We start from the raw sequence: 23636 nt of genomic DNA on the forward strand, positions 1-23636 counted from the left end.
CGCAAAAAAGTCACCCTGCTATCATTGGCGTGCACAGGTAGGAAAATTTGCCTACTTTGCCGACAGGGTGAACAGAATAACACCCGATTGATGACTATATATACCGCTCTGATGAAAAACGCAGCATGTGGCGTAAGACGTTTAATTCTTCGGAGTGTTTTTTTAGTGCCCTTTAGCAACGAAAAAATTACTGGTGTGACAGATACCGCCGTAACCATCGGTGAACCAGCTGTGCATTTTCAGATCTAAACATCTTGGTACAGTTGGATGATACGTGTTGCCACATAGCACCCCTGAATTCCAGCCGTGAGGTTGCATTTAAGATCAGACTTGGGGTCCGGCACCACCAGTAAAGACACGTAACTAAGTGCACTAGCACATGAAAAAAAACGAGTACAATATAATGAAAAGAATGTTGATTAACGCAACTCAGAAGGAAGAGTTGCGCGTCGCATTAGTTGATGGGCAGAAGCTGTTCGATCTTGATATCGAAAGCCCTGGCCACGAATCTAAAAAAGCAAATATCTACAAAGGACGCATCACACGCATCGAACCAAGTCTGGAAGCAGCGTTTGTTGACTATGGTGCTGAACGCCACGGTTTTCTCCCTCTTAAAGAAATCGCCCGTGACTATTTCCCTTCTGACTACTCTTACCAAGGCCGACCGAACATTAAGGAAGTGCTGAAAGAAGGTCAGGAAGTAATTGTTCAGGTTGATAAAGAAGAGCGAGGCAACAAAGGCGCCGCCCTTACTACCTTCATCTCTCTAGCAGGTAGCTACCTGGTACTGATGCCGAACAACCCACGTGCAGGCGGTATTTCCCGTCGTATCGAGGGTGAAGAACGTACACAGCTAAAAGCGGCACTTAGCACGCTGGAATTGCCTCAGGGCATGGGCCTGATTGTACGTACTGCCGGTGTTGGTAAATCAGCTGAAGATCTGGAATATGATCTTAACTACCTACTTAGCCACTGGGAGCGTGTAAAAGACGCTGCTGACTCGGCGGCTGCGCCTTTCCTTATCCACCAGGAAAGTAACGTCATCGCCCGAGCTATTCGTGACTACCTTCGCCGTGACATCGGTGAAATCGTTATCGACAGCAAAAAAATCTTTGACCGTGCCCGCGATCATATCCAACAGGTTCGTCCAGACTTCCTGTCACGGGTAAAACTCTACGAAAACAGTGAAACACCACTGTTCAACCATTACCAGATTGAAAACCAGATTGAATCAGCGTTCCAGCGTGAAGTTCGTCTGCCTTCTGGTGGTTCTATTGTTATCGACCCGACTGAAGCGCTGACGTCTATTGATATCAACTCTGCCCGTGCAACCAAGGGTGGTGATATCGAAGAAACAGCACTACAGACCAACCTTGAAGCCGCTGACGAAATCGCACGCCAGCTTCGCCTACGTGACCTTGGCGGTCTAGTGGTTATCGATTTCATCGATATGACACCAGTACGCCACCAGCGTGAAGTTGAAAACCGACTACGCGAAGCCGTCCGCATGGACCGTGCACGCGTTCAAATCGGTCGTATTTCTCGCTTTGGTCTATTGGAAATGTCGCGCCAGCGCCTAAGCCCATCACTAGCTGAAGCCAGCCACCATGTGTGTCCTCGCTGTACGGGTACAGGTGTCATTCGTGACAGCGAATCGCTATCACTTTCAATCCTTCGTCTTATTGAAGAAGAAGCGCTGAAAGACAACACCTCTCAGGTGTTGGCAATAGTGCCAGTGGCAATTGCCTCTTACCTGCTCAACGAGAAACGTCGATCTGTACAGTACATTGAGAAATCTCACAATGTACGTGCAATCATCGTACCTAACGCCAGCATGGAAACACCTCATTTCGAAGTGGTCCGTGTCCGTTCTGGTGATGAGCACGATGCGTTGTCTTACAACCTGCCAAGCGCACTAGAAGCACTGCGTGAAGCTGAAGCGGCGGAGTCTTCTGCACCGCAAGAGCGTGTGACGAAGAAACGTGAAGAGCCTGTTCTACAGGGCTTCAGTGCGCCTACGCAAGCACCTACTACCCCGAAAGCTAAGCCTCAGCCAGCGAAGAAAGCAGCTGCGCCGGCTCAAGCTGTCGAGGAAAAGGCAGGTTTCTTCAGCCGTATTTTCTCTGCAATTGCGAACTTCTTCTCAAGCCCTGAGCAGGAAGAGCAACCAAAAGAGAAGAAAGAAGACAACCGCCGTGACCGCAAGGACAATCGTCGTAACCAAGACAACCGTCGCGGTGAACGTCAGGAAGGCCGCCGTGGTGATCGCCAGCAAGACAACCGTCGTGGTAGCAAAGATAACCGCCGTGGTCGTCAGGAGCGCCCTGATCGCCAAGAGACTGACAACAAGAAAAAGCAGCAGGTTGCTGAACAGCGTGAACAACGCCAAGCTCGTCGTCGCAATGAAAAAGCGAAAGACAAGCCTGAGCAAAACGATGAGAAGCCAACCCAGCAGCAGCGTAAAGACAAAGATCAGAAACGCCAGCGTCGTGACCGTGATGATACCCAAGCTCAAAAACCTCGTCGCGAGCGCGATCAGGAAGCCAAAGCTAAAGTAGAAAAACCGGTTGTCGAAGAGCAGCGTCAGGAGCAGGAAAAGACGGCGAAGGTGAAGCAACGTCGCCAACGTCGTGAAATGCGTAAAACAGTACGTATTACCGACAATGCAGAAGTGAAAGCTGTTGAAACAACTCAGCCTGCTGTCGCTGAAGTGCCTGTTGCTAAGTCTGAGCTTCAAGAGCTTGGCACCGCCATGGCTCAGGAAGCTAAAGCTGTTACTGATAATGCTGAAGAGAAGAACGGTGAGCAAGAAGGCCAACGCCGTAACCGTCGCTCTCCTCGCCATCTTCGTGCAAGCGGCCAACGTCGTCGTCGTATCCGTGATACCCGCCCAGAAAAGGGTGAAGAAATGGAGCAGATGGTGACAGAAGCTGTCGGTCACGCTGTTGAAGAAGTTACCGAAACCCTGAACGATATCGAAAATGTTGTTTCTATCGTCGAGAAGCCTAAAGCCGTTGTCCGCCTGAAGAACGGTGTCGCATCGCCTGAAATGGCAATGGGCAAAGTATGGCCTTCTGCAACGAAACCAGCCGTTGCCTCTCTTGAAGCACCGGTAGAAGATGTTGTTAAAGCAACTGAGGCACCTGCTGTTGTTGCTGAGCAAACAACCGCTGAAACCGCTGCAGTACTGGGTGGTGTTGCTATGCCAGAGCTAGCGATGGGCAAAGCCTTCCCGCTACGTGCAGATGTTGCAGAGGAAACAGCTGAGCAAGCACCTGTTGTTGATACACCAGCTGTTGAAGAGACAGTCGTTGAAACACCAGTTGCTGAAGAGCCAAAGGTAGAAGCACCTGTTGCTGCTGAACCTGCAGAGCCACAATCTGCAGAATCAGACGTAGCCGCCGCTATCGCTGCCGCTCAAGCTGCAATGCTGGGAATGCAGACTCAACAACCGGTTGAGGTTGAAGTGACTGAAGCAGCACCTGCTGCAGCGGTTACTGAGCCTGAGGTTCAGGTAGCAGAAGCTGAAACCAAAGCGCCAGAAGTTGTTGTAACTCATGCGGAAACGGTTGTTTCTAACGTTGAATCAACAGCTCAGGTTTGTGCAACGTCTCCGAAGGGGCTACATGCAACAGCTGCGATGGCTAAAGCACCAGCTCCAGTAGAAGCCGCAGAACCGATTATGGTTGCTATTGCACCACTTCGTGACGAACGCTTTGCTGCTCGCCAGGCCGGTAGCCAAACGGCAACCAACCACGCGACAGCGGGTGCTAAATCAACAATGCCAAGCGCTGAATAAGTTAACGCTTGCAACCTAACAAAAAGCCATGCATATAATTGCATGGCTTTTTTTTGCCATCCATTCTGCCATTAATATTGCTTTGCAACCGCTGCAATTTTTCACTCACAACATTACCAGCATCAAACTTTCTTACACTAAGTAACAGGAAAGACGAACAACTCAGCTTGAAAGTTGAACCTAGTCACACTTTTCTGTAGGATCAGCGACTTTGTAGTGCCTTAGTCGCCTAGCGGCTCCAATCAACGACCATAGTCAGAACAAAACCTATAAGCATGTTTGAATTCCCACAATTTTCGAGACAATCCGTCAAGAATGACGTTCTTTCGGGGCTAACTGTTGCCCTTGCCCTAATACCTGAAGCGGTTGCCTTTGCCTTCGTAGCAGGCGTTGATCCAATGGTTGGCTTGTACGCAGCCTTCATCGTCGGCTTGATCACGGCCGTGCTTGGAGGGCGTCCGGGAATGATTTCTGGCGCTACCGGCGCCATGGCTGTTGTTATGGTCAGCCTTGTGGCCGAACACGGTATCCAATACCTCTTTGCTGCCGTCATGCTTGCCGGTGTTTTACAAATCCTTGCCGGTGTGTTCAAGCTCGGTAAGTTTATTCGCATGGTACCGCACCCGGTAATGATTGGCTTTGTTAACGGCTTAGCTATCGTTATTTTCCTGGCACAACTTGGTCAATTTAAAGTACCAGATGCTTCAGGTGATCTGCAGTGGATGCAAGGCTCTCAGCTTTACATCATGCTGGGACTAGTTGGCCTGACCATGTTTATTATCCACTTCCTGCCAAAGCTGACCAAAGCAGTACCCTCTTCACTGGTGGCGATCATCACAGTAACGGTACTGGTACACGGTCTTGGCCTAGATACCCGTACCGTCATTGATTTCGTTCGCACCATGAGTGGTGATGGCAACGCAACACTAGCAGGCTCGCTACCAACCTTCGCGATTCCTGAAGTAGGTTTCAACATGGATACCCTGCGTATCATCCTGCCATACTCTTTGATTCTGGCAGCGGTTGGCCTGATTGAGTCGCTACTAACACTGACTGTGATTGATGAAATGACGGGTACCCGTGGTCAAGGTAACCGCGAATGTGTGGGCCAAGGTGTGGCAAACGTCACCTGCTCTGTGTTCGGCGCTATGGGTGGCTGTGCGATGATTGGCCAATCGATGATTAACATCAATTCAGGTGGCCGTGGACGCCTATCCGGTATCACCGGTGCTGTCGGCCTGCTGTTGTTCATTCTGTTCGGCTCGTCACTGATTGAAGTCATCCCGCTAGCAGCTCTGGTTGGCGTAATGTTCATGGTCGTGATCGGCACGTTTGAGTGGGCTAGCTTCAAAATGGCACGCAAAGTACCAAAACACGATTTCTTTGCCATCATTTTGGTTACTGGTGTTACGGTCGCATTCGACCTTGCCTTGGCAGTTATTGTCGGTGTGATTTACTCAGCACTCGTCTTTGCCTGGAAACACGCTAAGCACATCTATGCGTCTAGTTACCTCGATAACAACGGCTCAAAGGTATACGCACTTGACGGCCCACTCTTCTTCGGCTCAGTAGCAAACTTCCTAGAACTGTTTGATGCCAAGAACGATCCAGCAGATGTGATCATTGATTTTGCCAAATCACGCGTTGCTGATCACTCAGCAATTGAAGCTATTGATACCATCGCTGAACGTTACGCATCCCAAGACAAGACCCTGCATATCCGCCACTTGAGCCCGGAATGTCGATCTCTGCTTAAGAAAGCGGGTAACTTGGTTGAGGTTAACATGATGGAAGACCCAACCTACAAGGTCGCGACCGATACCCTAGGTTAATCTGCTGTATTAACCACGTGCTCAGTTAGCATTAGAAATAAAAGCGCCCGCATCTATTTAAAATAGATGCGGGCGTTTTTTAGTCAAAGTGACCGCATTTATAATACCAATCTGGATAAGTCGTTGATCAAGTATTTTCCAGTGCAAGACTGATCAAATATTTATGTAGGTTGGTATAACCTATCAAGTAACTCCTCAGAAGCTTCCTCGACCAAATCGAGTACATAGTCAAAGCCACGTTTACCGCCATAATAAGGGTCAGGGATCTCCTCGACATCAGGACGGCCATACTCAAGAAAGAGTGCCAGTTTACGCTGCAAATGGGTTGGGCAAGCACGTTTCAAATCGCGTAGATTATCGTTATCTGCCGCCAAAATCAGATCAAAGGCTTCGAAGTCCCCTTGGGTAACCTGTCTGGCACGGATCCCGTCAAAGCAGTATCCGCGCGCCTCAGCGGCGGCTCGGGCACGGTGATCAGGCTGTTCGCCTTGATGAAAACCAATAGTACCAGCAGAATCGACGTCAATATCCAGCCCACGCTCGGCCACTTTAGCCCGAAGAACGGCTTCAGCCGTTGGTGAACGACAGATATTGCCCATGCATACCACTAAAATCCGTTGTGTCATCGTCACTCCTTTATCAAGGCTTGTATTACTGAATTTGCTCTAAGCGTAACACTTCTCGATCATTTTAAAATCGTCCATATCCGTGTTGGCGCGCCTTATCTCCACCTCAGTATTGCCGTCCTTGGCCAGCCTCATCGATAACTGGTATCTTCTGTCTGATTGAAGTAACGTATTCGTTTTCAGACTCTTACAGCAAGGCTGCATACCATGAAGGTGCATTACCAGGCATTTAAACAGCAGGTGCAGATATTCCTAATCGCACTCGCCTTCTTTACCCGTATTCCCATCCCTGCCGATACACCCTATTCTCCAGAGTTATTAAACAAAGCAAACCGCTATTTTGCCTTAGTTGGCTTGGTTGTCGGGTTGGCAAGTGCGATAAGTTTCTGGCTGTCACAACTTATATTACCGGTTTCTGTCGCTGTGATCATTGCTATGGCGGTAAGCCTGCTGCTGACTGGTGCTTTTCATGAAGATGGCTTGGCCGATGTGTTCGATGGTTTTGGTGGCGGGTGGCAACCTGAGCAAAAACTCGAGATCATGAAAGACTCCCGACTAGGTACTTATGGGGCCTCAGCACTGTTTGTGGTACTGGCAATCAAATGGTCCAGCCTAACAGCCTTGGCTGAGATATCGCCGGCGTTGACCACGTTAGCACTGTTGTGCCTGCATGGTTTGAGCCGTGCCGCTGCTGCCAGCCTCATATTCAGCTACCCATACGTTCGCCTCGATGAGCAAAGCAAAGTCAAACCACTGGCTAATCAGCAAAGCCAACAAGATTTGTGGGTTTTAATTATCACCAGTTTCTTTATATTACTGTTATTCCCACTGCCAATGGCACTTTTACTCGCAGCAGCCCAGCTACTGATTCGTTATGTCTGTGGCCGCTGGTTTACCCAACAATTGGGGGGCTATACTGGAGATTGCCTTGGTGCATGTCAGCAACTTGCTGAAGTAACCGGCTATCTAGTCATATTGGCAATGGTAGCCTAACAATAATAAGGATCATCATGGTAGATCAAACCCAGAAAGACAGCCGCTACAAAGCACGGCAGCAAAAAGTAAAAGATGAAATTGATGCGCGTGTCGCTTCAGCCCAAGAAGAAAAAGGGCTCTTTCTGATCATTACCGGCAATGGCAAGGGAAAATCTACTTCAGGTTTTGGCACCATTGCCCGCGCTGTCGGCCATGGCCAGAAATGTGGTGTCGGCCAGTTTATCAAAGGGACATGGGACTGCGGTGAACGTGCCCTGCTCGAGCAGCACGATGTCGATTTTGCCGTTATGGCCACCGGCTTTACTTGGGAAACCCAAAATAAAGAAGCGGATACAGAAGCTGCCCAAGCAACGTGGGCGGAGTGTAAAAAAATGTTGGGAAATGATAGCTATGATGTCATTCTTCTTGATGAGCTGACTTATATGGTGACCTATGGCTATGTTGAGCTTGACGAGGTTATTGAAGCTATCACTAATCGTCCGAAGACCCAATCAGTCATCGTGACCGGCCGTGGTGCACATCGGGAACTTATTGAAATAGCTGATACTGTCTCCGAAGTTCGCAACGTGAAACATGCATTTGAACGTGGTGTCAAAGCCCGCAGGGGGGTTGATTGGTAAGCCGCCAATAAACAATGCTTCCCCAGGGTAGCCACTCGAATTGCAGCAGTGGCTACTTTTCAATCTCGACCTTTGTCACATTTTTTACTTGACCCTTGATGGGAAAAAGCCAATATTTGGCTCATAACAGGTCTTTGATGAAAGATCGATTACAAGTCTTACAAGGGACACAAATGCCTTCACATTTACCAAAGAAATTCAGTGCTATTTTCCTAAAACTATTTCATCTTCTCGAAGCTATCTTGCTGGTAGCTATCACCTTGGCAACCTTGGCAGCCATGATCAATGAATTCATTGTCATCTATACCAACCGCCAAATAGCACTAACTGATATCTTGCTCATGTTTATTTACCTTGAAGTGCTGGCCATGGTTCAGCAGTTTGTCACCAACGGTAAGATCCCGGTTCGCTACCCAATCTACATTGCTATTATGGCAATAGCCCGCTATATCACCCTCGGCATGAAAGAGCTCGACGGCGCCTACATAGTCTGGCTATCCGTTGCCGCCTTTATCTTGGCGGCATCAACCTTGCTTATCCGTGTTGGTCACCATTACTGGCCATACGAGGATGCGAAAGAGCCCGGCTATCGTAATTCGCACGACTAAATAGGCTCGGTAAAAAGTAAAAAGGGAGTGATATTCACTTCCTTTTTTTAAATACCGATATTATTCTTGATGTGATTGAGGCTTCTTGGATTTTCCCAGCTTATTCTTATAGTAAGCCTCTGCTTTTTTGACGATCTTAGTGTGCATTTTTGCCCTAAGTGACTCAACGTCTGTCGCCGTCAAAACCCGCTTTAAACTGTTAATTGCTACTTCTCTCATTCTCTAGGTTATATCAACCATCACAACCGTTAATCTTCAACCAATAAAGGCACTTTTTAACAATTATATACTCAATTAAATGCTTGGTTGAATGTTTTTCATCCGAATTTACATAAATTTAATTATTAAAACGTAAGTAATACCAACCTGGATAAGTAGTTGATCAAGTATTTGCACTGGAAAAATCGTTGTTATCAAGGCAGACATTGCAGTAACTAGTGGCTCTAATTACAAAATATCTAACGCAGAGAACAGCGATTTTAACTTGCAAGACTGATCAAATATTTTTGTAGGTTGGTATAAATATATAAAAACCAGCGACCTTAGTCACTGGCTTAGCTCTCAGTAAAGGCTAACAGGGGAAGACTGGTCGCAGTAACCCTTATCGGCTTACCAGCGGTACAGCTTGCTGCGGACATTCAGAAATATGGCATAAATTAGCATCAATATCTTGGCTGCCTAGCAAGCGAAGCCATAGGTTCGGGATCTGAGCCAATCTCGCCCTCGGGCTTTCAATTCGTACAGGCTCGATAGCTACCCACTCGTTACTCTTTTCTGCTAGGGCAAATTGGAAAGCGAGCTGCTCCCCCATTCCCAGGCGCAGATCAGATACAACTAATTCAGATTGACGCTGATCATAGCGGATAAACCCGCCAGTGAAATGCTCAAGCATCCGTTGGTGCTCGGAAACGACCCCTTTAGGCCATGTGCCTAGCGGTTTATCTAAAAAATCAATTTCAACATCAGCGTCAAGTATCGATGACAGGCCTTCGAGGTAGCTATGCTCACCTTTGACCACGACTCGCCATAGTAAAGTGTTCAACGGGGTCGGAGTAATAAACGTTGGCTGCCCCGCGAAAGGCGTGCCTGCCAACTGCTGTTCAACCCGACTTTCAATCGTATTCATTGCGACGAGTGACCAGACAATATACAGCGATGAAACAGCCAAGCCAGCACTACAAAGTTTTGCCATCCGGTCACGCCATATCACGCTTGCCAATACAGCTAACAGTAATGGCACAGTATAGAGCGGATCGATGATGAATAAGCTCGGAGTTGCAATTGGAGTATTAATTGGCCAAAACAGCTGGGTACCGTAGGCGGTAAAAGAGTCAAGCAGCGGGTGGGTCACCAAACAAGCTGCCACCAATAGCCAAAGATGACCGAGACTAAAACGGGTTGGCCGCATCTTTTGCCAGCCCCAACTTAGTAGCAACGAGAACGGGATGAGAACAAACAACGAATGGCTAAAACCACGATGCTTCACCATATCCGATACAGGATCACCATAGCTGATTATGACATCAAGATCTGGCAGCGTGCCCAAAGCGGCACCTGCCAACAAGATCTTCGGGGAACACTTCCTACCCGCCACCGCACCGGCGACCGCCGCACCCAATGCCGCTTGTGTTACTGAATCCACAACTATTCCTTCTTCATTTTTGAAGTTGCTACCTTAACAGAGCTAATATTCGACACGCAATTTATTACTATTATGTTTTTTTATTGAAACATCTCTGATAAAAAACTGGGGATGGCTCGCAGATCAGCTGCGCAATATTCGCTACGGTAAATCAGGCAACACCCATCAACTTTGAATAAAAGGAAGATGCAATGCCAACAAAAGTCTCTGAATACATGACCCGCAAAGTCATCACAATCTCACCTGACACTGGCCTAAGAGAAGCCTTCTTCTTGATGCGCGATGAAAATATCCGTCACTTACCCGTTGTGAATGATGAAGGAGCGCTCGTCGGTATCGTGAGTGACAGAGAATTACGCCGCCCGGGCTGGGTTGATGAATCCCCAGAGATCGGTCATGAATATCACCTAACGGATGAATGGCATATCAACGATGTCATGATCCGAGATATTGTGCATGTACGAACCTACGATACCCTCACCAAAGCCATCGGAACAGTATTGGATTTCCAGGTTGGCGCCGCACCGGTGCTGGATAAAACGGGACAATTGGTCGGGATGCTGTCGGCCATCGATCTGCTAAAAGCCTTCCAGGATATTCTGGAGAGCCAGAAATCCTCAAAAAAGAAGAAGCAGTTAGCTTAAACTAAATAATCATAGCCCTACCCAACTGTAGGGCTACTGATAAACATTTAACCCTGCCTAACAAAGCCTACTCAGATATATCGTCTATCTTTACCTATGAACTCCTTCATGAGTATATAGCGATGACCTTAGCAATTACCAAGTACGAGCAAGTATGGATTGATGGGCTAAACAGAGGTGATGTCTCAGGCGCTGATGAAGCCTTCGCTGCCAACAGTGTTATTCACATGGCGGGTGCGCCAAGCCCCAGTCTATCAGTAACAGAATTCAAAGAGTTGGTCAGTGGATTATTACGGGCTTTTCCAGATTTGCACCTGACCGTTGATGATCAGATTGTATCTGGTGACAAAGTAGCAACGCGCTGGACAGCCACTGGGACGCATACCGGCTCGCTTGGCGATATAAGTCCATCCGGTGAAAAAGTGCAGTTTGAAGGGCTAATTCTAGACCATGTTGTTGATGGCCAGGTTATTGAGCGGTGGGAGCAATGGGATCAAATGGGCATGCTTCAACAACTAGGAGCAGTATAACTTGCCATAAAATGAAAGAAGGAGAGCTATTGCCCTCCTTCTTACTTAGTCACATTGTCACTTGCGACATTAAGTGTTAATTAAACAGGCCCTTCAGCAGCTTATCCGCTGCCTTCTTGATATCGTCGTCCTTGGCCTTATCACCTAGCAACTTCTCTAGCCCACGTTCAACTTCGCGCTGCGCCTTCTGCTCCAGCTCATTGTTCTGCTTAAGCAACTGGGCAATATTGAGCGAGAATGTCGGCTCACTCCAGTTGCCTTTAACATCAATAGGCACGGTGAGATCAGCAACCTCATCAATCTCTTTCCCCCCCTGCCCTTTACTGGTGGCAACAACGGAAGTGTTTACCGAAAAATCAATCGTTTCATTAACCAAGCTGGTCGAGCCGTCACCATTGATACGGATCAGTGGTGAGTCGATATCAAGGTTGCTGGTTGAAGCAACACCATTACCCAGTTTGATGGTTGCAGTCATCGCCGAGAAGTCCGTTTTCTTCTCTTCCTTAACGTATTCTGCTTTCTGGCCTTTAAGCGTCGCACGGGCTTCACGGATCATTTCTGGAATATTGACGCCGTAAATTGCCCCGTCGGCAAAACGGATATCGATTGTACCGGTAATATTCTCGCGGATACGCTTCTCAGCCAGGCCGGTACCCGATACATTAACCGTGATATCGCCACTCCCTGCCAGGGTATCATTTTGCGCTACATCCACCAGCAAAGGTTGAACTTGTACGCCTTTGATCTTCTTGGTTACACGGTAGGTTGGCAGCTTGCCGCTAGCATCGATTTTGGCTGTGGTATGAATTGTGCCTTGATAAAGCTTGGCATCAAGACCGCTCAGATCAAACACACCATTTTTCACCGTCATCGCCAGCGTCACATCACTCATATGAGCATTAGCGGCTTTGAACTGGCCAACAGCAAGTTTACCGGCCAGATCGAGTGTTTTCAGCACACTCAGATCAGGCTCTTGGTCTGTTTCCTTCTCACTCGCCGCACCCGTATTCGCTCCGGCAGTGCCAGCTTGGTTCGAATCGTCACCTTGCTTAGATGAGGCACTCTCATTCCCTGTGCCAAGGAAAGCATCGACATCTATATTGTCAGACGACAAATCAAAGCGGATCACCGGAATATCAGCCGATTGGAAAGAGGCATTACCTTTCAAAGCCAGCTCATCAACGGCGGCTTTCAGCGTCGTTAATTCAGCCAACCCTTTCTCCAGGTTGTATTTAGCATCAGCTTCTAGGCCAACCTTCATTTCAGGCCGTGGCAAACTGGCCCCTTTAAGATCGGCATTAAGCTTGGCACCTTTCAAGCTGATAAGCTTGATCGCATCATCGACCATCAACTGCGTAGAGCCTTTAGTACTGAAACTCAGATCTGGTATTTCACCGTCAATAGCGAACTCAATCGTTGACCAATCACCCAGCTTAAAGCTATCAAGCGAAATCGTCGCATTGCGGATATCATTAACCGCATCTTTGGCACTTGCTTTTAACGACAGCGCTTTAATCTCGGCACCATCTAGCTTCTCGGCAATCAGTAGCTCCGTTTGTCCTTCAGCACTGAAGCCCAATTCTGCGGCACTACCTGCGATATTAAACTGGGCTGCCGTCCATTCTCCTGGGGCAAATTGATCCAAAGTGAAATCAAGTCGATCGACTTCCGTTTGGCTGCCCGCTTTATCATCAATGATAAGCGCACTGGCATTGCTGATTTCAACCCCCGCCAAGCTGATCTGCCAAGCTTGCTGTTCAGCTACCTGTGCCGGTTCGCTTACAGATGGCGGCTCTGCCGGTGTTCCTGTTGACTCTGCAGCAGGCTCGGTAGCTTCTTGACCCGATAAACCATCAAGGTTACTGACACCATTTTCGAGAGTTTGAATAAAGACTCGCCCGCCCAGCAAACTGACATTGCCAATTTCTAGCTGCTGGGAAAATAGCGGCATCACCGAAACTGACAGTTCAGCTTGATCGAACTGGGCCAAATTCGGCTCGGCAAATCCTTGCGGGTTTTTGAATTCTGTCTTGCCAATATCAAATCCGATACTCGGAAAAAAGCGCCAGCTAATGTCGCCTTCGATCACGAGGTCACGTCCAGTCGCTTTTTTTACCTGCTCGGCAATCATCGGCTTAAACTGATTCGGATCAACCAGTGCCACCAAGGCAGCAATACCGACAACGGCAATCACCACAACAGCGAGCAAAGCCATTATTATTTTTTTCATTACATCCCCATCTTTTCATCCATGCTCATCAAACGAGCCTAGCGCCAAAGTTACCTGATCCCATTGTGGCATATAGCCCAACGACTTCAAGTGATTGAAGTCTATACCCAACCTACAGCCGCTATGTTTTTTCCAGGTAAAAAAATAGGCAGCGTAATGCTGCCTATTGCTAATCAAGTATCAGAACGAACTATTAAGCACGTAGCAACTTGGCAATGTGTGCTTTCAGTACGTCAATCGCGATACGGTTCTTACCGCCACGAGGAACAATAATGTCTGCGTATTGCTTCGATGGTTCGATGAACTGCATGAACATCGGACGTACCGTCTTTTGGTACTGCGCAAGCACAGATTCCATCGTACGGTCGCGCTCAGCAACATCGCGTTGTAGACGGCGAAGCAAACAGATATCAAGCGGTGTGTCCATGAAGACACTTGCATGCATAATGTCACGCAGGCGTGGGTCAGTCAGCAGCAGAATACCTTCCAGGATGATCACCTTTTTAGGTGTCAACGACGTGGTTTCAGTCATACGCGTATGTTCGCTGTAGCTGTACTGAGGAACTTCCACCGCTTCACCGCGGATCAACTGCTCAAGGTGATCACAAAGTAGATCGTGATCCAAGGCATTTGGGTGGTCGTAGTTGGTCTTTACCCTTTCATCCATGCTTAGGTGGCTTTGATCGTTGTAATAGCAATCTTCCGTAATAACACCGATCTGATGATCGCCTACTTTTTCTTTTAGCTCTTTATAAACTGTGCTGGCAATCAGACTTTTACCGGATGCAGAGGCACCTGCAATACCGATAATAACGCATTGGTGAGAGTGTTCAGACATATCAGAAAGCACCTGTAAAACAACGTGGCGTAGTGGACAAACCGTAATAAACAGACCATCACCCATCACTCATTGTGTCGGGAAATGGCTTAAATAGGCATAAATAAACCGCATGATTATAGGCAGATGTAAGGGCAGATGCCAGAAAAAAAGCGGCATCTGCCACGTTTGCTCAGAAACTCTGCAGCTTTGACAAAAGCAATGGTTTACATTGTACGAATTGTGATCTGCTCGGCTACTGGCGTACCTTGCCAATACAAACGGCTGGCAACAGAGCCGGCCAACTGAATGTAAGCCTGAGCCTGCTCTGAATCAGGTGACGCAGCTACTGTAGGCTTACCATTATCGATATCTTCACGGATTTTGATATGCAAAGGCAACTGTGCCAGCAGCGGTACGGCATATTCCTGTGCCATGCGTTCAGCACCACCGGTACCGAAGATCGGCTCATGATGACCACAATGACTACAAATGTGGTAACTCATGTTCTCAACCACACCTAACACCGGCACATCAACCTTGTTAAACATACTGACACCCTTTATTGCATCAGCCAACGCCAAGTCTTGCGGGGTGGTCACCACTACCGCACCCGTCACCGGAATTTGTTGGGCCAATGTCAATTGGATATCACCGGTACCCGGTGGCATATCAATCACCAAGTAGTCCAAATCCGGCCACCAGGTCTCGGCGATGATTTGAGACAAGGCTTTCGACGCCATTGGACCACGCCAGATGGTCGCGCTGTCAGCAGGCACCAAATACCCCACCGAGTTGGTATACAAGCCACAAGACTCAATCGGCATCATCATCTTGCCATCCGATGACTGAGGCTTCTCATCAACCGTACCCAGCATCATCGGCACTGATGGGCCGTAAATATCGGCATCCAATAAACCGACTTTGGCACCTTGGGCCTGCAGACCCAATGCAAGGTTTACAGATGTCGTTGATTTACCTACCCCGCCTTTGGCAGAGCTGACTACGATAATGTTCTTCACACCATTTAACGGCGGCTTGTCACCAGAAGCCAATGGCGCGATACGACACCCAATATCAAACTTGATGTCGCTGCCGATATGGTGGAGCTGTTGCTGGCTGATGATCCACTGCTCTAAAAGTTCAGCCACTTGGCTAGCAGCAAACGGAAAAGTCACTGAAATTTTACCGTCAGCCGACACCGATACGACATTCGTCGTCTCGGCCCATTCGTCATGCAACCAAGGATGCTCAAACTGGTTCAACCAACGGCAAATATCTGCCACGCTTTCAAAACGGGTTACTGAGTCACTGCTCATGATCTTTTAGCGCTCCACATTTATTGTTTCTTTACATCCTAACACCTATGCCTATTTAGCGCTCCATTTTACCGTGATTTACAGCAGATCCTCCTAGGCAAGGTGCTATCCATCAGGTAGTATTTACAGCTACGTTTTTTATTACCCATCATGAGCGAAATAAGACATTATGGCTGCAAATCCAAGAAAAATTCTGGTGACCTGCGCCCTACCGTACGCTAACGGTTCTATCCACTTGGGCCACATGCTTGAGCATGTGCAAGCGGATATTTGGGTGCGCTATCAGCGCCTTCGCGGCAACGAAGTTCATTTCATCTGTGCAGACGATGCACACGGTACTCCAATCATGCTTAAGGCCCAGCAGATGGGTATGGATCCTGAGCAGATGATTGCCGAAGTGAGCAAAGAGCACCAGGCTGACTTTGCTGGCTTCGATATCAGCTTCGACAACTACCACAGCACACACTCAGAAGAGAACCGTGAGCTGGCGTCGTTCGTCTACACCCAGTTGAAAGACAATGGCTACATCACCAACCGTACGATTTCTCAACTGTTTGACCCAGAGAAAGAAATGTTCCTACCGGATCGTTTCGTAAAAGGTACTTGTCCTAAATGTAAGTCTGAAGATCAGTACGGCGACAACTGTGACAACTGTGGTGAAACTTACAGCCCAACTGAGTTGATCAACCCGAAATCTGCTGTTTCTGGTGCGACACCAGTGATGAAAGATTCTGAGCACTTCTTCTTCGACCTGCCTCAGTTCGAAGACATGCTGAAAGCGTGGACTAAGTCTGGTGCCCTTCAGGATGAAACGGCCAACAAGATGCAGGAATGGTTCGAGTCTGGCCTGCAGCAGTGGGACATCTCACGTGACGCGCCTTACTTCGGCTTTGAGATCCCTGGCGAGACTGGTAAATACTTCTATGTATGGCTAGACGCACCTATTGGTTACATGGGCTCATTCAAGAACCTATGTGACAAGCGTGACGATCTAGACTTCGATGAGTTCTGGAACAAAGACAGCTCAACCGAGCTTTACCACTTCATCGGTAAAGACATCGTATACTTCCACAGCCTATTCTGGCCAGCCATGCTGGAAGGTGCAGGTTTCCGTAAACCTGATAACGTATTCGTCCACGGCTACGTAACAGTAAACGGCGCGAAGATGTCTAAGTCTAAAGGTACCTTCATCAAAGCAGGTACTTACCTAGAGCACCTAGACCCTGAATGCCTACGCTACTACTACGCAGCGAAGCTAAACAGCCGTATCGATGACTTGGATCTTAACCTTGAAGACTTCACCCAGCGCGTAAACAGCGATGTGGTGAACAAGATTGTTAACCTCGCATCTCGTAACGCTGGCTTCATCGCTAAGCGCTTCGAAGGCAAGCTGTCTGACAATTTCGCTGAGCCTGAGCTATACGCCGAGTTCGTTGCTGCAGCAGATCGTATCGCCGAGCTATACGAAACCCGTGAATTTAGCCGTGCTATTCGTGAAATCACAGCCCTGGCTGACAAAGCGAACCAGTACGTTGACGAAAAAGCCCCTTGGGTTGTCGCTAAGCAGGAAGGTAAAGATCAGGAACTACAGGAAATCTGCTCTGTCGGTATCAACCTGTTCCGCGTTCTGATGGCTTACCTGAAGCCGGTTATGCCTCAGCTTGCTGAACGTACAGAGGGCTTCCTAAACGAAACCCTGACTTGGGAAGGTATTGCCCAGCCACTGACTGGTCACGAAGTGACTAAGTTCAAGGCGCTATTCAACCGTATCGATGCTAAAAAAGTTGAAGCTATGGTTGAATCTTCAAAAGCGGATGCAGCAGCAGAAGCGGCAGCAAAAGAGAAAGCTGAAGCAGCAAAGACTGAAACCGAACTAAGCAAAGAGCCAATTGCAGACGAAATCGAATTCGATGATTTTGCTAAAGTTGACCTGCGTATTGCTAAGATCGTTTCGTGTGAAGCTGTACCTAAGGCTAACAAACTGCTGAAACTTGAGCTTGACCTAGGCGGTGAAACTCGCCAGGTATTTGCAGGTATCAAATCGGCTTACAGCCCAGAAGATCTGATTGGCAAGCACACCGTAATGGTGGCCAACCTGAAGCCGCGCAAGATGAAGTTCGGCATGTCTGAAGGTATGGTGCTGGCAGCGGGCCCTGGTGGACAAGATCTCTGGATCCTTGAACCACACGAAGGTGCACAGCCAGGCATGCGCGTAATGTAATACGCCAGCCTTGGTGGAAACCAAAAACAAAACCAGCTCAATTGAGCTGGTTTTTTTATTCGCTGACGGGCTCTCTACTCCTTATACCAATCTGGATAAGTAGTTATCTATAGATTGCACAGGAAAAATTGTTGTTATCAAGGCGGAGGTTGCAGTAACTAGTGGCTCTAATTACAAAACCTCTAACGCAGCTAACAGCGATTTTAACCAGCAAGATTGATCAAATACTTATGTAGGTTGGTATTAATCACTTCTCAAAGCAATTATCAAACACTGCACTAATAAACTCACGCCACCTTGTTCAAAAAACCGCCAGATACATGGTTTCATTTACATCCATTTCATTTACTTTTTTTACATGTGTTAAAGGGCACAATATTGACGATAACTTATTTTTCAATTTTTAAGTTTGCCGGACAACTCGCAGAAATAAAATAAACTCAATATCGCACCTTTCTGAGCCTTAATGTAAAAACAATTAAAAATCAACTAATTAACAATTAAAACCATATCATCAACTAATTATTTCTACGATTATACCAACGATAAATCCGATGCATGAATTCGATTTTCCCGATGTGACAGAAATCATTTGTTACAATCAGAAACCAACTGAAACAACACATTAGTACCAAATAGACTACATCCGCATAACCTTAGGAATTGTGCTTTGAATGAATCCTTGTCTTGAATAGGCAAGCTGTTCAAAAGCGGGTCGAAAATGAGCAGGGCTAACCCTCATCATTTAAACACTCATCCCTCAGGCAGTTATCAAGGTATTGTGATGCCACAGAGTCTATTACGTTATACCAACATACTCAGCATTGTTGGTGATTTGATCAGGGTCGAAGTACCCAACCTCTCCTCAAACAATTCGAAGGCCAAATACGGCGATCTTGCGATGATTGAGCAAAACGGTGAAAACTACTCGCTTGCTCAAATCATCAAAATCGACAACGAAGAAGTGTCCCTTCAAGTCTTTGCTGGCTGTAAAGGTTTATCAACCAATGCCGCCGTTTGCTTTCTTGACCAGCCGATGCAGGTCACTTATTCGCCCAATATCCTTGGCCGTATCTTTGACGGTGCTGGACAACCAATTGACCACGGCCCAGAGCTAGAAACCGATCCCAAGGTCGAAATAGATGGCCCTTCGGTTAACCCGGTTCGTAGAACACTTGCTTCACGCATGGTGCGTACCAATGTCCCGATGATCGATGTATTCAACACTTTGGTTGAATCACAGAAGATCCCAATCTTCTCGGTTGCCGGTGAGCCGTACAACAAATTCCTTGCCCGTATCGCCATTCAAGCCGAAGCTGATGTGGTGGTCTTTGCGGGAATGGGTCTCATTTATGATGACTACCATTTCTTCAAAACCCAATTTGAGGAAGCGGGCGTATCATCGCGTACCGTGATGTTTGTCAACCAAGCCTCGGATCCTACCGTTGAGCGTTTGCTGGCTCCGGACATGGCACTATCTGTTGCCGAGCACTTCGCCGTCGATGAAAGTAAGAAAGTATTGGTACTGCTGACCGACATGACCTCCTACGCCGATGCGATGAAGGAAATTGGTGTCGCAATGGACAAGATACCAGCCAACCGCGGCTACATGGGGGATCTGTACTCGCAACTTGCCAAGCGATACGAAAAAGCCTGTGATTACAAAGGGGCAGGCTCAGTCACCTTACTCGCTGTTACGACCATGCCGGGCAATGATGTGACCCACCCAGTACCGGATAACACTGGCTATATCACCGAAGGTCAGTTCTACCTTCACGAAGGTGTACTTGACCCATTCGGCTCCCTGTCACGTCTAAAGCAAATGGTGGTAGGTAAAGAAACCCGTGAAGATCATAGCGCCATCATGAGTGTAATGATCCGTTTTTACTCCGATTCTGTGGAAGCCCAGCAGAAACAAGCAATGGCATTTGAACTGTCGGAGTACGACAAGAAAACCTTGAAATTTGGCAAGTACTTCAAAGACAACTTCATGACACTGGATGTTGATATGAGCTTGGAAGATGCTTTGGACTTCAGCTGGAAGATCCTTGCTGAGTGTTTTGACCCAGAAGAAACCCTGATCAAAGACAGCTTACTGGAAATGTACTGGCCTTTCCCAGAGCAGTTGGATCTGGAAGCAGAAACTACAGAGGGTTAATTCATGGCAAAGGTAGCACTTAACAAAAGCTCGCTGAACAAGCAAAAGCGGAGTTTAAAAACCTACAACCGCTACCTGCCTGCGTTGGAACTGAAACGTCAACAACTGATGCTGGAGCGGAATAAAGCCGAGCAAGCCTTGGAGCAAGCCAAGCAGCGTGTCGTAGAATTACGTGCACTGGTTGAGGAAGCCATTCCCATGCTTGCTTGCAAAGAAATTAACGTCAATAACCTGGTCAAGGTGACAGACGTTAAGCTTGCCACCCAGAATATTGTTGGCTGCCGGGTCCCGATCGTCGAATCAGTCGATGTCGAACTGACCCCATACAGTTATCTCGCGCGCCCACACTGGGTCGATAGTGTGGTACGTCAACTGAAAGAAATGGTTCGCCTGCGTATTGAACTGGCTGTGTACCAGCAACGCTACGAATTAATCAGTGAAGCCACGCGAATTACAAGCCAGCGCGTAAACTTGTTCTCGAAGGTCCTGATCCCTGATACCCAAGAAAGTATCAAGCGGATTGGTATCTATCTATCGGATCAAGAGCGTGCTGCGGTAATGAACGCCAAACTATCGAAACAAAAAGTGTTGGCGCAACAAGATAAAACGCAGGGAGGCCAATCATGAGTATCAAACAGTTAAAACGCTTAACGCTCGGTGGCCAAGCCTCTCGCCGGGACGAAATCCTGATGGCGCTGCAGGCTTTGGGCTGCATGCACCTTATTCCGTTAAGTCAGAGCGATGGCGACAGCAACCATGCTATCGCCATGCAGCAACCCACAGATGCCAGCGAAGCGTTGGCATGGTTGAGTCGTGTCGAGCGCAGGCGCCGTCCGATCAGGGACAAGGATCTGGTTGATGTCGATGAATTGGTTGCGCAAATTCTCGAGAACAAACGGCATATCCGCCAGCAGCAAGACAAACGTGACTTGCTCAAGGAACGCCTACAACTGTTACGCCCATGGGGGGAATTCGAACTACCAGATATATGTACAATCAACAACTTGAGATTCTGGTTTTACCTATTGCCACTGAAAAAACTCACCGCGATGTCAGCTGTAGACCTACCTTGGCAAGAGGTACACCGTGATCAGAAAAACGCTTACGTGGTGATTGTGTCTGAGTCTGAACCCGACCCGGCCTTGCTACCTGTTGATCGTTCGCACATCGGGGGGAATAGCCTTTCTCTCGTTGAAGAGCACCTTGAGATTGCCGAGCAGCATCTAGAGGACTTACTGGCAGAGCGCGAAGCGTTAACCCGCTGGATCTACCCGCTGAGCCAATCACTGGCTGCCAGTCAGGATCACGCTGAATTACTATTGGCCTCGTCAGGGGTGCAAGATGAAGGTGAATTCTTCCTAATCCAAGGTTGGATGCCTGCCGATACCCAAGATGCAGTTATCGAACTGGCCAACGTTTATGGCTCCGCTGTGCTGTTTGAAGATCCCAAAGCCGATGACCAACCACCTACCCTACTGGAAAACTCCGAGTTAACCGGTGGTGGCGCAGAGGCGATGGGCTTTTTCCAAACCCCTAACTATCGCGCCTGGGATCCGGGCAACCTGGTGTTCTATTCGTTCTCATTGTTCTTCGCCATGATCATGAATGATGCCATGTACAGCGCCATTCTCGGCCTGATCATCTTGTTCTTCCGTGACAAGTTCGATGCCTCTGAAGAAGGCAAACGACTGAAGAATATGGGCCTATTCATGTCTGGATTGGGGATTTTCTGGGGTGTACTCGCTGGCAGCTACTTTGGTATGTCACCGAGTGAAGGCAGTTTCTGGGGATTTTTCAACATCATAGACATGAACGATTATGGCGCCATGATGCGACTTTCAGTCTTTATCGGTGTTATGCACCTGATCATTGCCAACACGATGACCGCCTACATCAACCGCTCACAAAAACGGGCCTTTGCACCACTTGGCTGGGCGGCCCTGATGTTCGGTGGCATGTTGCTCTGGTTTGGCGTTACCGGTGCCATCTGGAGCTGGTTCGGTAAAGGTTTGGGCGGATTACTGATGCTAGGTGGTGCCGGTCTTGTTTGTGTTTACAGCAGTGACCGCCCCATCAACAGCCGCAAAGATCTGGCCCTTCGCGTTCTCGACGGTGCCAAGGCGATTTACAACATCACCAGTGCCTTCGGTGACATCTTAAGCTACATGCGCTTGTTTGCACTGGGCTTATCCGGTGCTTCGCTGGCAATGACATTTAACTCACTAGCAGGTCAAGTTGTTGAAGCACAACCCGTTTCTGGGGTGCTTTTTGCCGGCCTGATCTTACTGCTTGGCCATATCCTGAACTTCGCGCTCTGTGTCATGAGCGGCGTGGTACACGGTATGCGCTTGAATGTAATTGAATTTGTTAACTGGGGTCTATCCGACGAAGGATACCCATTCAGAGCTTTTCGGAAGAAAGAGGATTAAAACATGGAACAATTTGTTATTGCACTTGGTTGGTTAGGCGCATTCGCCCCTGTTGCTCTAGGTGCTATCGGTTCAGCGATCGGCTGTTCGGTAGCCGGTCAGGCCGCATGTGGCGCCATGTTAGATGTCGAGTCTGGCTATGGTAAATACATTGGCCTATCAGCGATGCCTTCCTCACAGGTTATCTACGGTATCGTAATCATGTTCTCCCTGTCAGCGATTGGTGTTAACGCTGAGACAGCAGGCGGCTTATTCGGTGTCGGTCTGATGACAGGTTTCGCTTTGCTTTTCTCAGCTGTTTATCAGGGACAAGCGGTTTCAGCCGCAATTAACGCGTCAAAAAACAAGCCTGAAGTATTCGGCCTGTCTATTGCTCCAGCAGCAATTGTTGAAGGGTTCTCAGTCTTTGCTTTCGTCTTTGCGCTAGTGATGGGTGCCAACATCGGTGCATAAGGAACAGACCATGCCAGTAGAAAATCAAAATACAACACCTGTTTCGACAGGGATCAAGCAACTGGTCGACACCCTACGCCAAGAAGGTGTGGAGGCCGGAAAAAAAGCAGCAGATCAAATCATTGCCGAGGCGCGTGAAGAAGCATCGACAATTGTCGCCGAAGCGCGCGACAAGGCAGGCCTTATTCTGGGCAATGCGCGTAAAGAAGCGGACTTCATCTCAACTGCGGGAAAACAAGCCTTTGAAATGGCAAATCGTAATGCCATTTTGGAGCTAAAAGCTTTCCTACAAGATGAGTTTTCCAAGCAGATCCAAGCGACAGTTGGTACCCAGTTGACAGATGAAAAGCTGTTGCAGCAGATGATCCTTGAAGTTGCAGGTCGCAATGCCGTCAATTCCGATGAACCGGTTGAGGTTATCTTGCCAACCCGAGTAGTGGGTGTAAATGATCTCAGTGCCAACCCTGAAGAGCTCAAGGAAGGGACATTGATCCACTTTGCTGTGGCGCAAGCCGCTGAAATGCTTCGCGAAGGTGTCACTTTCAATGTCAGCGAAGATAACAAAAATGCCGTTGTGTTCCGCCTGAAAGACAAAGATATCGAAGTGGCACTGTCGGATGAAACCGTCACTCAGATGATGCTTAACCACCTCCAACCACGTTTCCGCGCGTTGTTGGAAGGTATCGTCAAATAAGTGCAAGAGGCAGGTTTG

Annotated in this window: 18 protein-coding genes; 13 read left to right on the top strand and 5 right to left on the bottom strand. The window is 48.1% G+C overall.

Annotated elements, in window-relative coordinates; translation table 11 throughout:
• Positions 1-403: 403 nt before the first annotated feature.
• Positions 404-3799 carry a ribonuclease E gene (gene rne / locus ACVA53_RS04495; protein WP_446504583.1) on the top strand — a complete coding sequence of 1132 codons (3396 nt, stop codon included), beginning with the start codon at positions 404-406 and terminating at the stop codon, positions 3797-3799.
• Positions 3800-4074: 275 nt separating this feature from the next.
• Entirely contained in the window at positions 4075-5631 is a 1557-nt protein-coding gene (locus ACVA53_RS04500; protein ID WP_446504584.1) for a SulP family inorganic anion transporter, read from the top strand.
• Positions 5632-5792: 161 nt separating this feature from the next.
• Here the strand turns inward: ACVA53_RS04500 and ACVA53_RS04505 are convergent, their stop codons facing one another.
• Positions 5793-6257 carry a low molecular weight protein-tyrosine-phosphatase gene (locus tag ACVA53_RS04505; protein WP_255041416.1) on the bottom strand — a complete coding sequence of 155 codons (465 nt, stop codon included), beginning with the start codon at positions 6255-6257 and terminating at the stop codon, positions 5793-5795.
• Between the two features lie 207 nt (positions 6258-6464).
• Here ACVA53_RS04505 and ACVA53_RS04510 point away from each other — a divergent pair, with 207 nt between their 5' ends.
• The 3 genes from ACVA53_RS04510 to ACVA53_RS04520 all read left to right on the top strand — a co-directional run bounded on the left by ACVA53_RS04510 (position 6465) and on the right by ACVA53_RS04520 (position 8481).
• Positions 6465-7250 carry an adenosylcobinamide-GDP ribazoletransferase gene (locus tag ACVA53_RS04510; protein WP_446504585.1) on the top strand — a complete coding sequence of 262 codons (786 nt, stop codon included), beginning with the start codon at positions 6465-6467 and terminating at the stop codon, positions 7248-7250.
• 17 nt (positions 7251-7267) lie between these two features.
• The gene (cobO, locus tag ACVA53_RS04515) at positions 7268-7873 is read left to right on the top strand and encodes a cob(I)yrinic acid a,c-diamide adenosyltransferase (RefSeq protein WP_446504586.1); all 606 of its coding nucleotides are present in this window, start codon (positions 7268-7270) and stop codon (positions 7871-7873) included.
• A 173-nt stretch (positions 7874-8046) separates the two neighbouring features.
• Entirely contained in the window at positions 8047-8481 is a 435-nt protein-coding gene (locus ACVA53_RS04520) for a phosphate-starvation-inducible protein PsiE (protein WP_255041413.1), read from the top strand.
• 601 nt (positions 8482-9082) lie between these two features.
• Here the strand turns inward: ACVA53_RS04520 and ACVA53_RS04525 are convergent.
• Positions 9083-10123 carry a metal-dependent hydrolase gene (locus ACVA53_RS04525; protein ID WP_446504587.1) on the bottom strand — a complete coding sequence of 347 codons (1041 nt, stop codon included), beginning with the start codon at positions 10121-10123 and terminating at the stop codon, positions 9083-9085.
• A gap of 191 nt (positions 10124-10314) precedes the next feature.
• On the opposite strand from ACVA53_RS04525, the gene ACVA53_RS04530 reads away from it, so the two are divergent.
• Together ACVA53_RS04530 and ACVA53_RS04535 are read left to right on the top strand one after the other, a co-directional pair.
• Positions 10315-10767 (top strand): CBS domain-containing protein, encoded by a 453-nt coding sequence (locus tag ACVA53_RS04530; RefSeq protein WP_255041410.1) that lies wholly within the window; start codon positions 10315-10317, stop codon positions 10765-10767.
• Between the two features lie 122 nt (positions 10768-10889).
• Complete coding sequence (locus ACVA53_RS04535; RefSeq protein WP_255041406.1) at positions 10890-11297, top strand: ester cyclase; 408 nt, start codon at positions 10890-10892, stop codon at positions 11295-11297.
• A gap of 76 nt (positions 11298-11373) precedes the next feature.
• On the opposite strand, the gene ACVA53_RS04540 is transcribed toward ACVA53_RS04535, so the two are convergent.
• From ACVA53_RS04540 to apbC, 3 genes are all read right to left on the bottom strand, one after another.
• On the bottom strand, positions 11374-13527 hold the full coding sequence (locus ACVA53_RS04540; protein ID WP_446504588.1) for an AsmA family protein: 2154 nt from the start codon (positions 13525-13527) through the stop codon (positions 11374-11376).
• A 193-nt stretch (positions 13528-13720) separates the two neighbouring features.
• On the bottom strand, positions 13721-14365 hold the full coding sequence (udk, locus tag ACVA53_RS04545; RefSeq protein WP_255041403.1) for a uridine kinase: 645 nt from the start codon (positions 14363-14365) through the stop codon (positions 13721-13723).
• A 206-nt stretch (positions 14366-14571) separates the two neighbouring features.
• Positions 14572-15663: an iron-sulfur cluster carrier protein ApbC gene (apbC, locus tag ACVA53_RS04550; RefSeq protein WP_446504589.1), complete on the bottom strand. Its 1092-nt coding sequence runs from the start codon at positions 15661-15663 to the stop codon at positions 14572-14574.
• Positions 15664-15832: 169 nt separating this feature from the next.
• Here apbC and metG point away from each other — a divergent pair, with 169 nt between their 5' ends.
• From metG to ACVA53_RS04580, 6 genes are all read left to right on the top strand, one after another.
• Entirely contained in the window at positions 15833-17884 is a 2052-nt protein-coding gene (gene metG, locus ACVA53_RS04555; RefSeq protein ID WP_446504590.1) for a methionine--tRNA ligase, read from the top strand.
• Between the two features lie 784 nt (positions 17885-18668).
• Positions 18669-20042 carry a V-type ATP synthase subunit B gene (locus ACVA53_RS04560; RefSeq protein WP_255041396.1) on the top strand — a complete coding sequence of 458 codons (1374 nt, stop codon included), beginning with the start codon at positions 18669-18671 and terminating at the stop codon, positions 20040-20042.
• A gap of 3 nt (positions 20043-20045) precedes the next feature.
• Entirely contained in the window at positions 20046-20669 is a 624-nt protein-coding gene (locus ACVA53_RS04565) for a V-type ATP synthase subunit D (protein ID WP_255041395.1), read from the top strand.
• Complete coding sequence (locus ACVA53_RS04570; RefSeq protein WP_446504591.1) at positions 20666-22471, top strand: V-type ATP synthase subunit I; 1806 nt, start codon at positions 20666-20668, stop codon at positions 22469-22471. Before ACVA53_RS04565 ends, ACVA53_RS04570 begins: the two co-directional genes overlap by 4 nt.
• A 3-nt stretch (positions 22472-22474) precedes the next feature.
• Positions 22475-22924, top strand: coding sequence for an ATP synthase subunit C (locus tag ACVA53_RS04575; RefSeq protein ID WP_255041393.1), 450 nt, complete (start codon positions 22475-22477; stop codon positions 22922-22924).
• A gap of 10 nt (positions 22925-22934) precedes the next feature.
• Positions 22935-23618, top strand: coding sequence for a hypothetical protein (locus tag ACVA53_RS04580; protein WP_255041392.1), 684 nt, complete (start codon positions 22935-22937; stop codon positions 23616-23618).
• Positions 23619-23636 lie beyond the last annotated feature (18 nt).

Source organism: Photobacterium sp. DNB23_23_1, assembly GCF_052873815.1.

Bases quoted from the DNA above. Each gene is read 5' to 3' on its own strand.
- rne (WP_446504583.1), top strand. From the start codon at position 404: ATGAAAAGAATGTTGATTAACGCAACTCAGAAGGAAGAGTTGCGCGTC.
- ACVA53_RS04500 (WP_446504584.1), top strand. From the start codon at position 4,075: ATGTTTGAATTCCCACAATTTTCGAGACAATCCGTCAAGAATGACGTT.
- ACVA53_RS04505 (WP_255041416.1), bottom strand. From the start codon at position 6,257: ATGACACAACGGATTTTAGTGGTATGCATGGGCAATATCTGTCGTTCA.
- ACVA53_RS04510 (WP_446504585.1), top strand. From the start codon at position 6,465: ATGAAGGTGCATTACCAGGCATTTAAACAGCAGGTGCAGATATTCCTA.
- cobO (WP_446504586.1), top strand. From the start codon at position 7,268: ATGGTAGATCAAACCCAGAAAGACAGCCGCTACAAAGCACGGCAGCAA.
- ACVA53_RS04520 (WP_255041413.1), top strand. From the start codon at position 8,047: ATGCCTTCACATTTACCAAAGAAATTCAGTGCTATTTTCCTAAAACTA.
- ACVA53_RS04530 (WP_255041410.1), top strand. From the start codon at position 10,315: ATGCCAACAAAAGTCTCTGAATACATGACCCGCAAAGTCATCACAATC.
- ACVA53_RS04535 (WP_255041406.1), top strand. From the start codon at position 10,890: ATGACCTTAGCAATTACCAAGTACGAGCAAGTATGGATTGATGGGCTA.
- ACVA53_RS04540 (WP_446504588.1), bottom strand. From the start codon at position 13,527: ATGAAAAAAATAATAATGGCTTTGCTCGCTGTTGTGGTGATTGCCGTT.
- udk (WP_255041403.1), bottom strand. From the start codon at position 14,365: ATGTCTGAACACTCTCACCAATGCGTTATTATCGGTATTGCAGGTGCC.
- apbC (WP_446504589.1), bottom strand. From the start codon at position 15,663: ATGAGCAGTGACTCAGTAACCCGTTTTGAAAGCGTGGCAGATATTTGC.
- metG (WP_446504590.1), top strand. From the start codon at position 15,833: ATGGCTGCAAATCCAAGAAAAATTCTGGTGACCTGCGCCCTACCGTAC.
- ACVA53_RS04560 (WP_255041396.1), top strand. From the start codon at position 18,669: ATGCCACAGAGTCTATTACGTTATACCAACATACTCAGCATTGTTGGT.
- ACVA53_RS04565 (WP_255041395.1), top strand. From the start codon at position 20,046: ATGGCAAAGGTAGCACTTAACAAAAGCTCGCTGAACAAGCAAAAGCGG.
- ACVA53_RS04570 (WP_446504591.1), top strand. From the start codon at position 20,666: ATGAGTATCAAACAGTTAAAACGCTTAACGCTCGGTGGCCAAGCCTCT.
- ACVA53_RS04575 (WP_255041393.1), top strand. From the start codon at position 22,475: ATGGAACAATTTGTTATTGCACTTGGTTGGTTAGGCGCATTCGCCCCT.
- ACVA53_RS04580 (WP_255041392.1), top strand. From the start codon at position 22,935: ATGCCAGTAGAAAATCAAAATACAACACCTGTTTCGACAGGGATCAAG.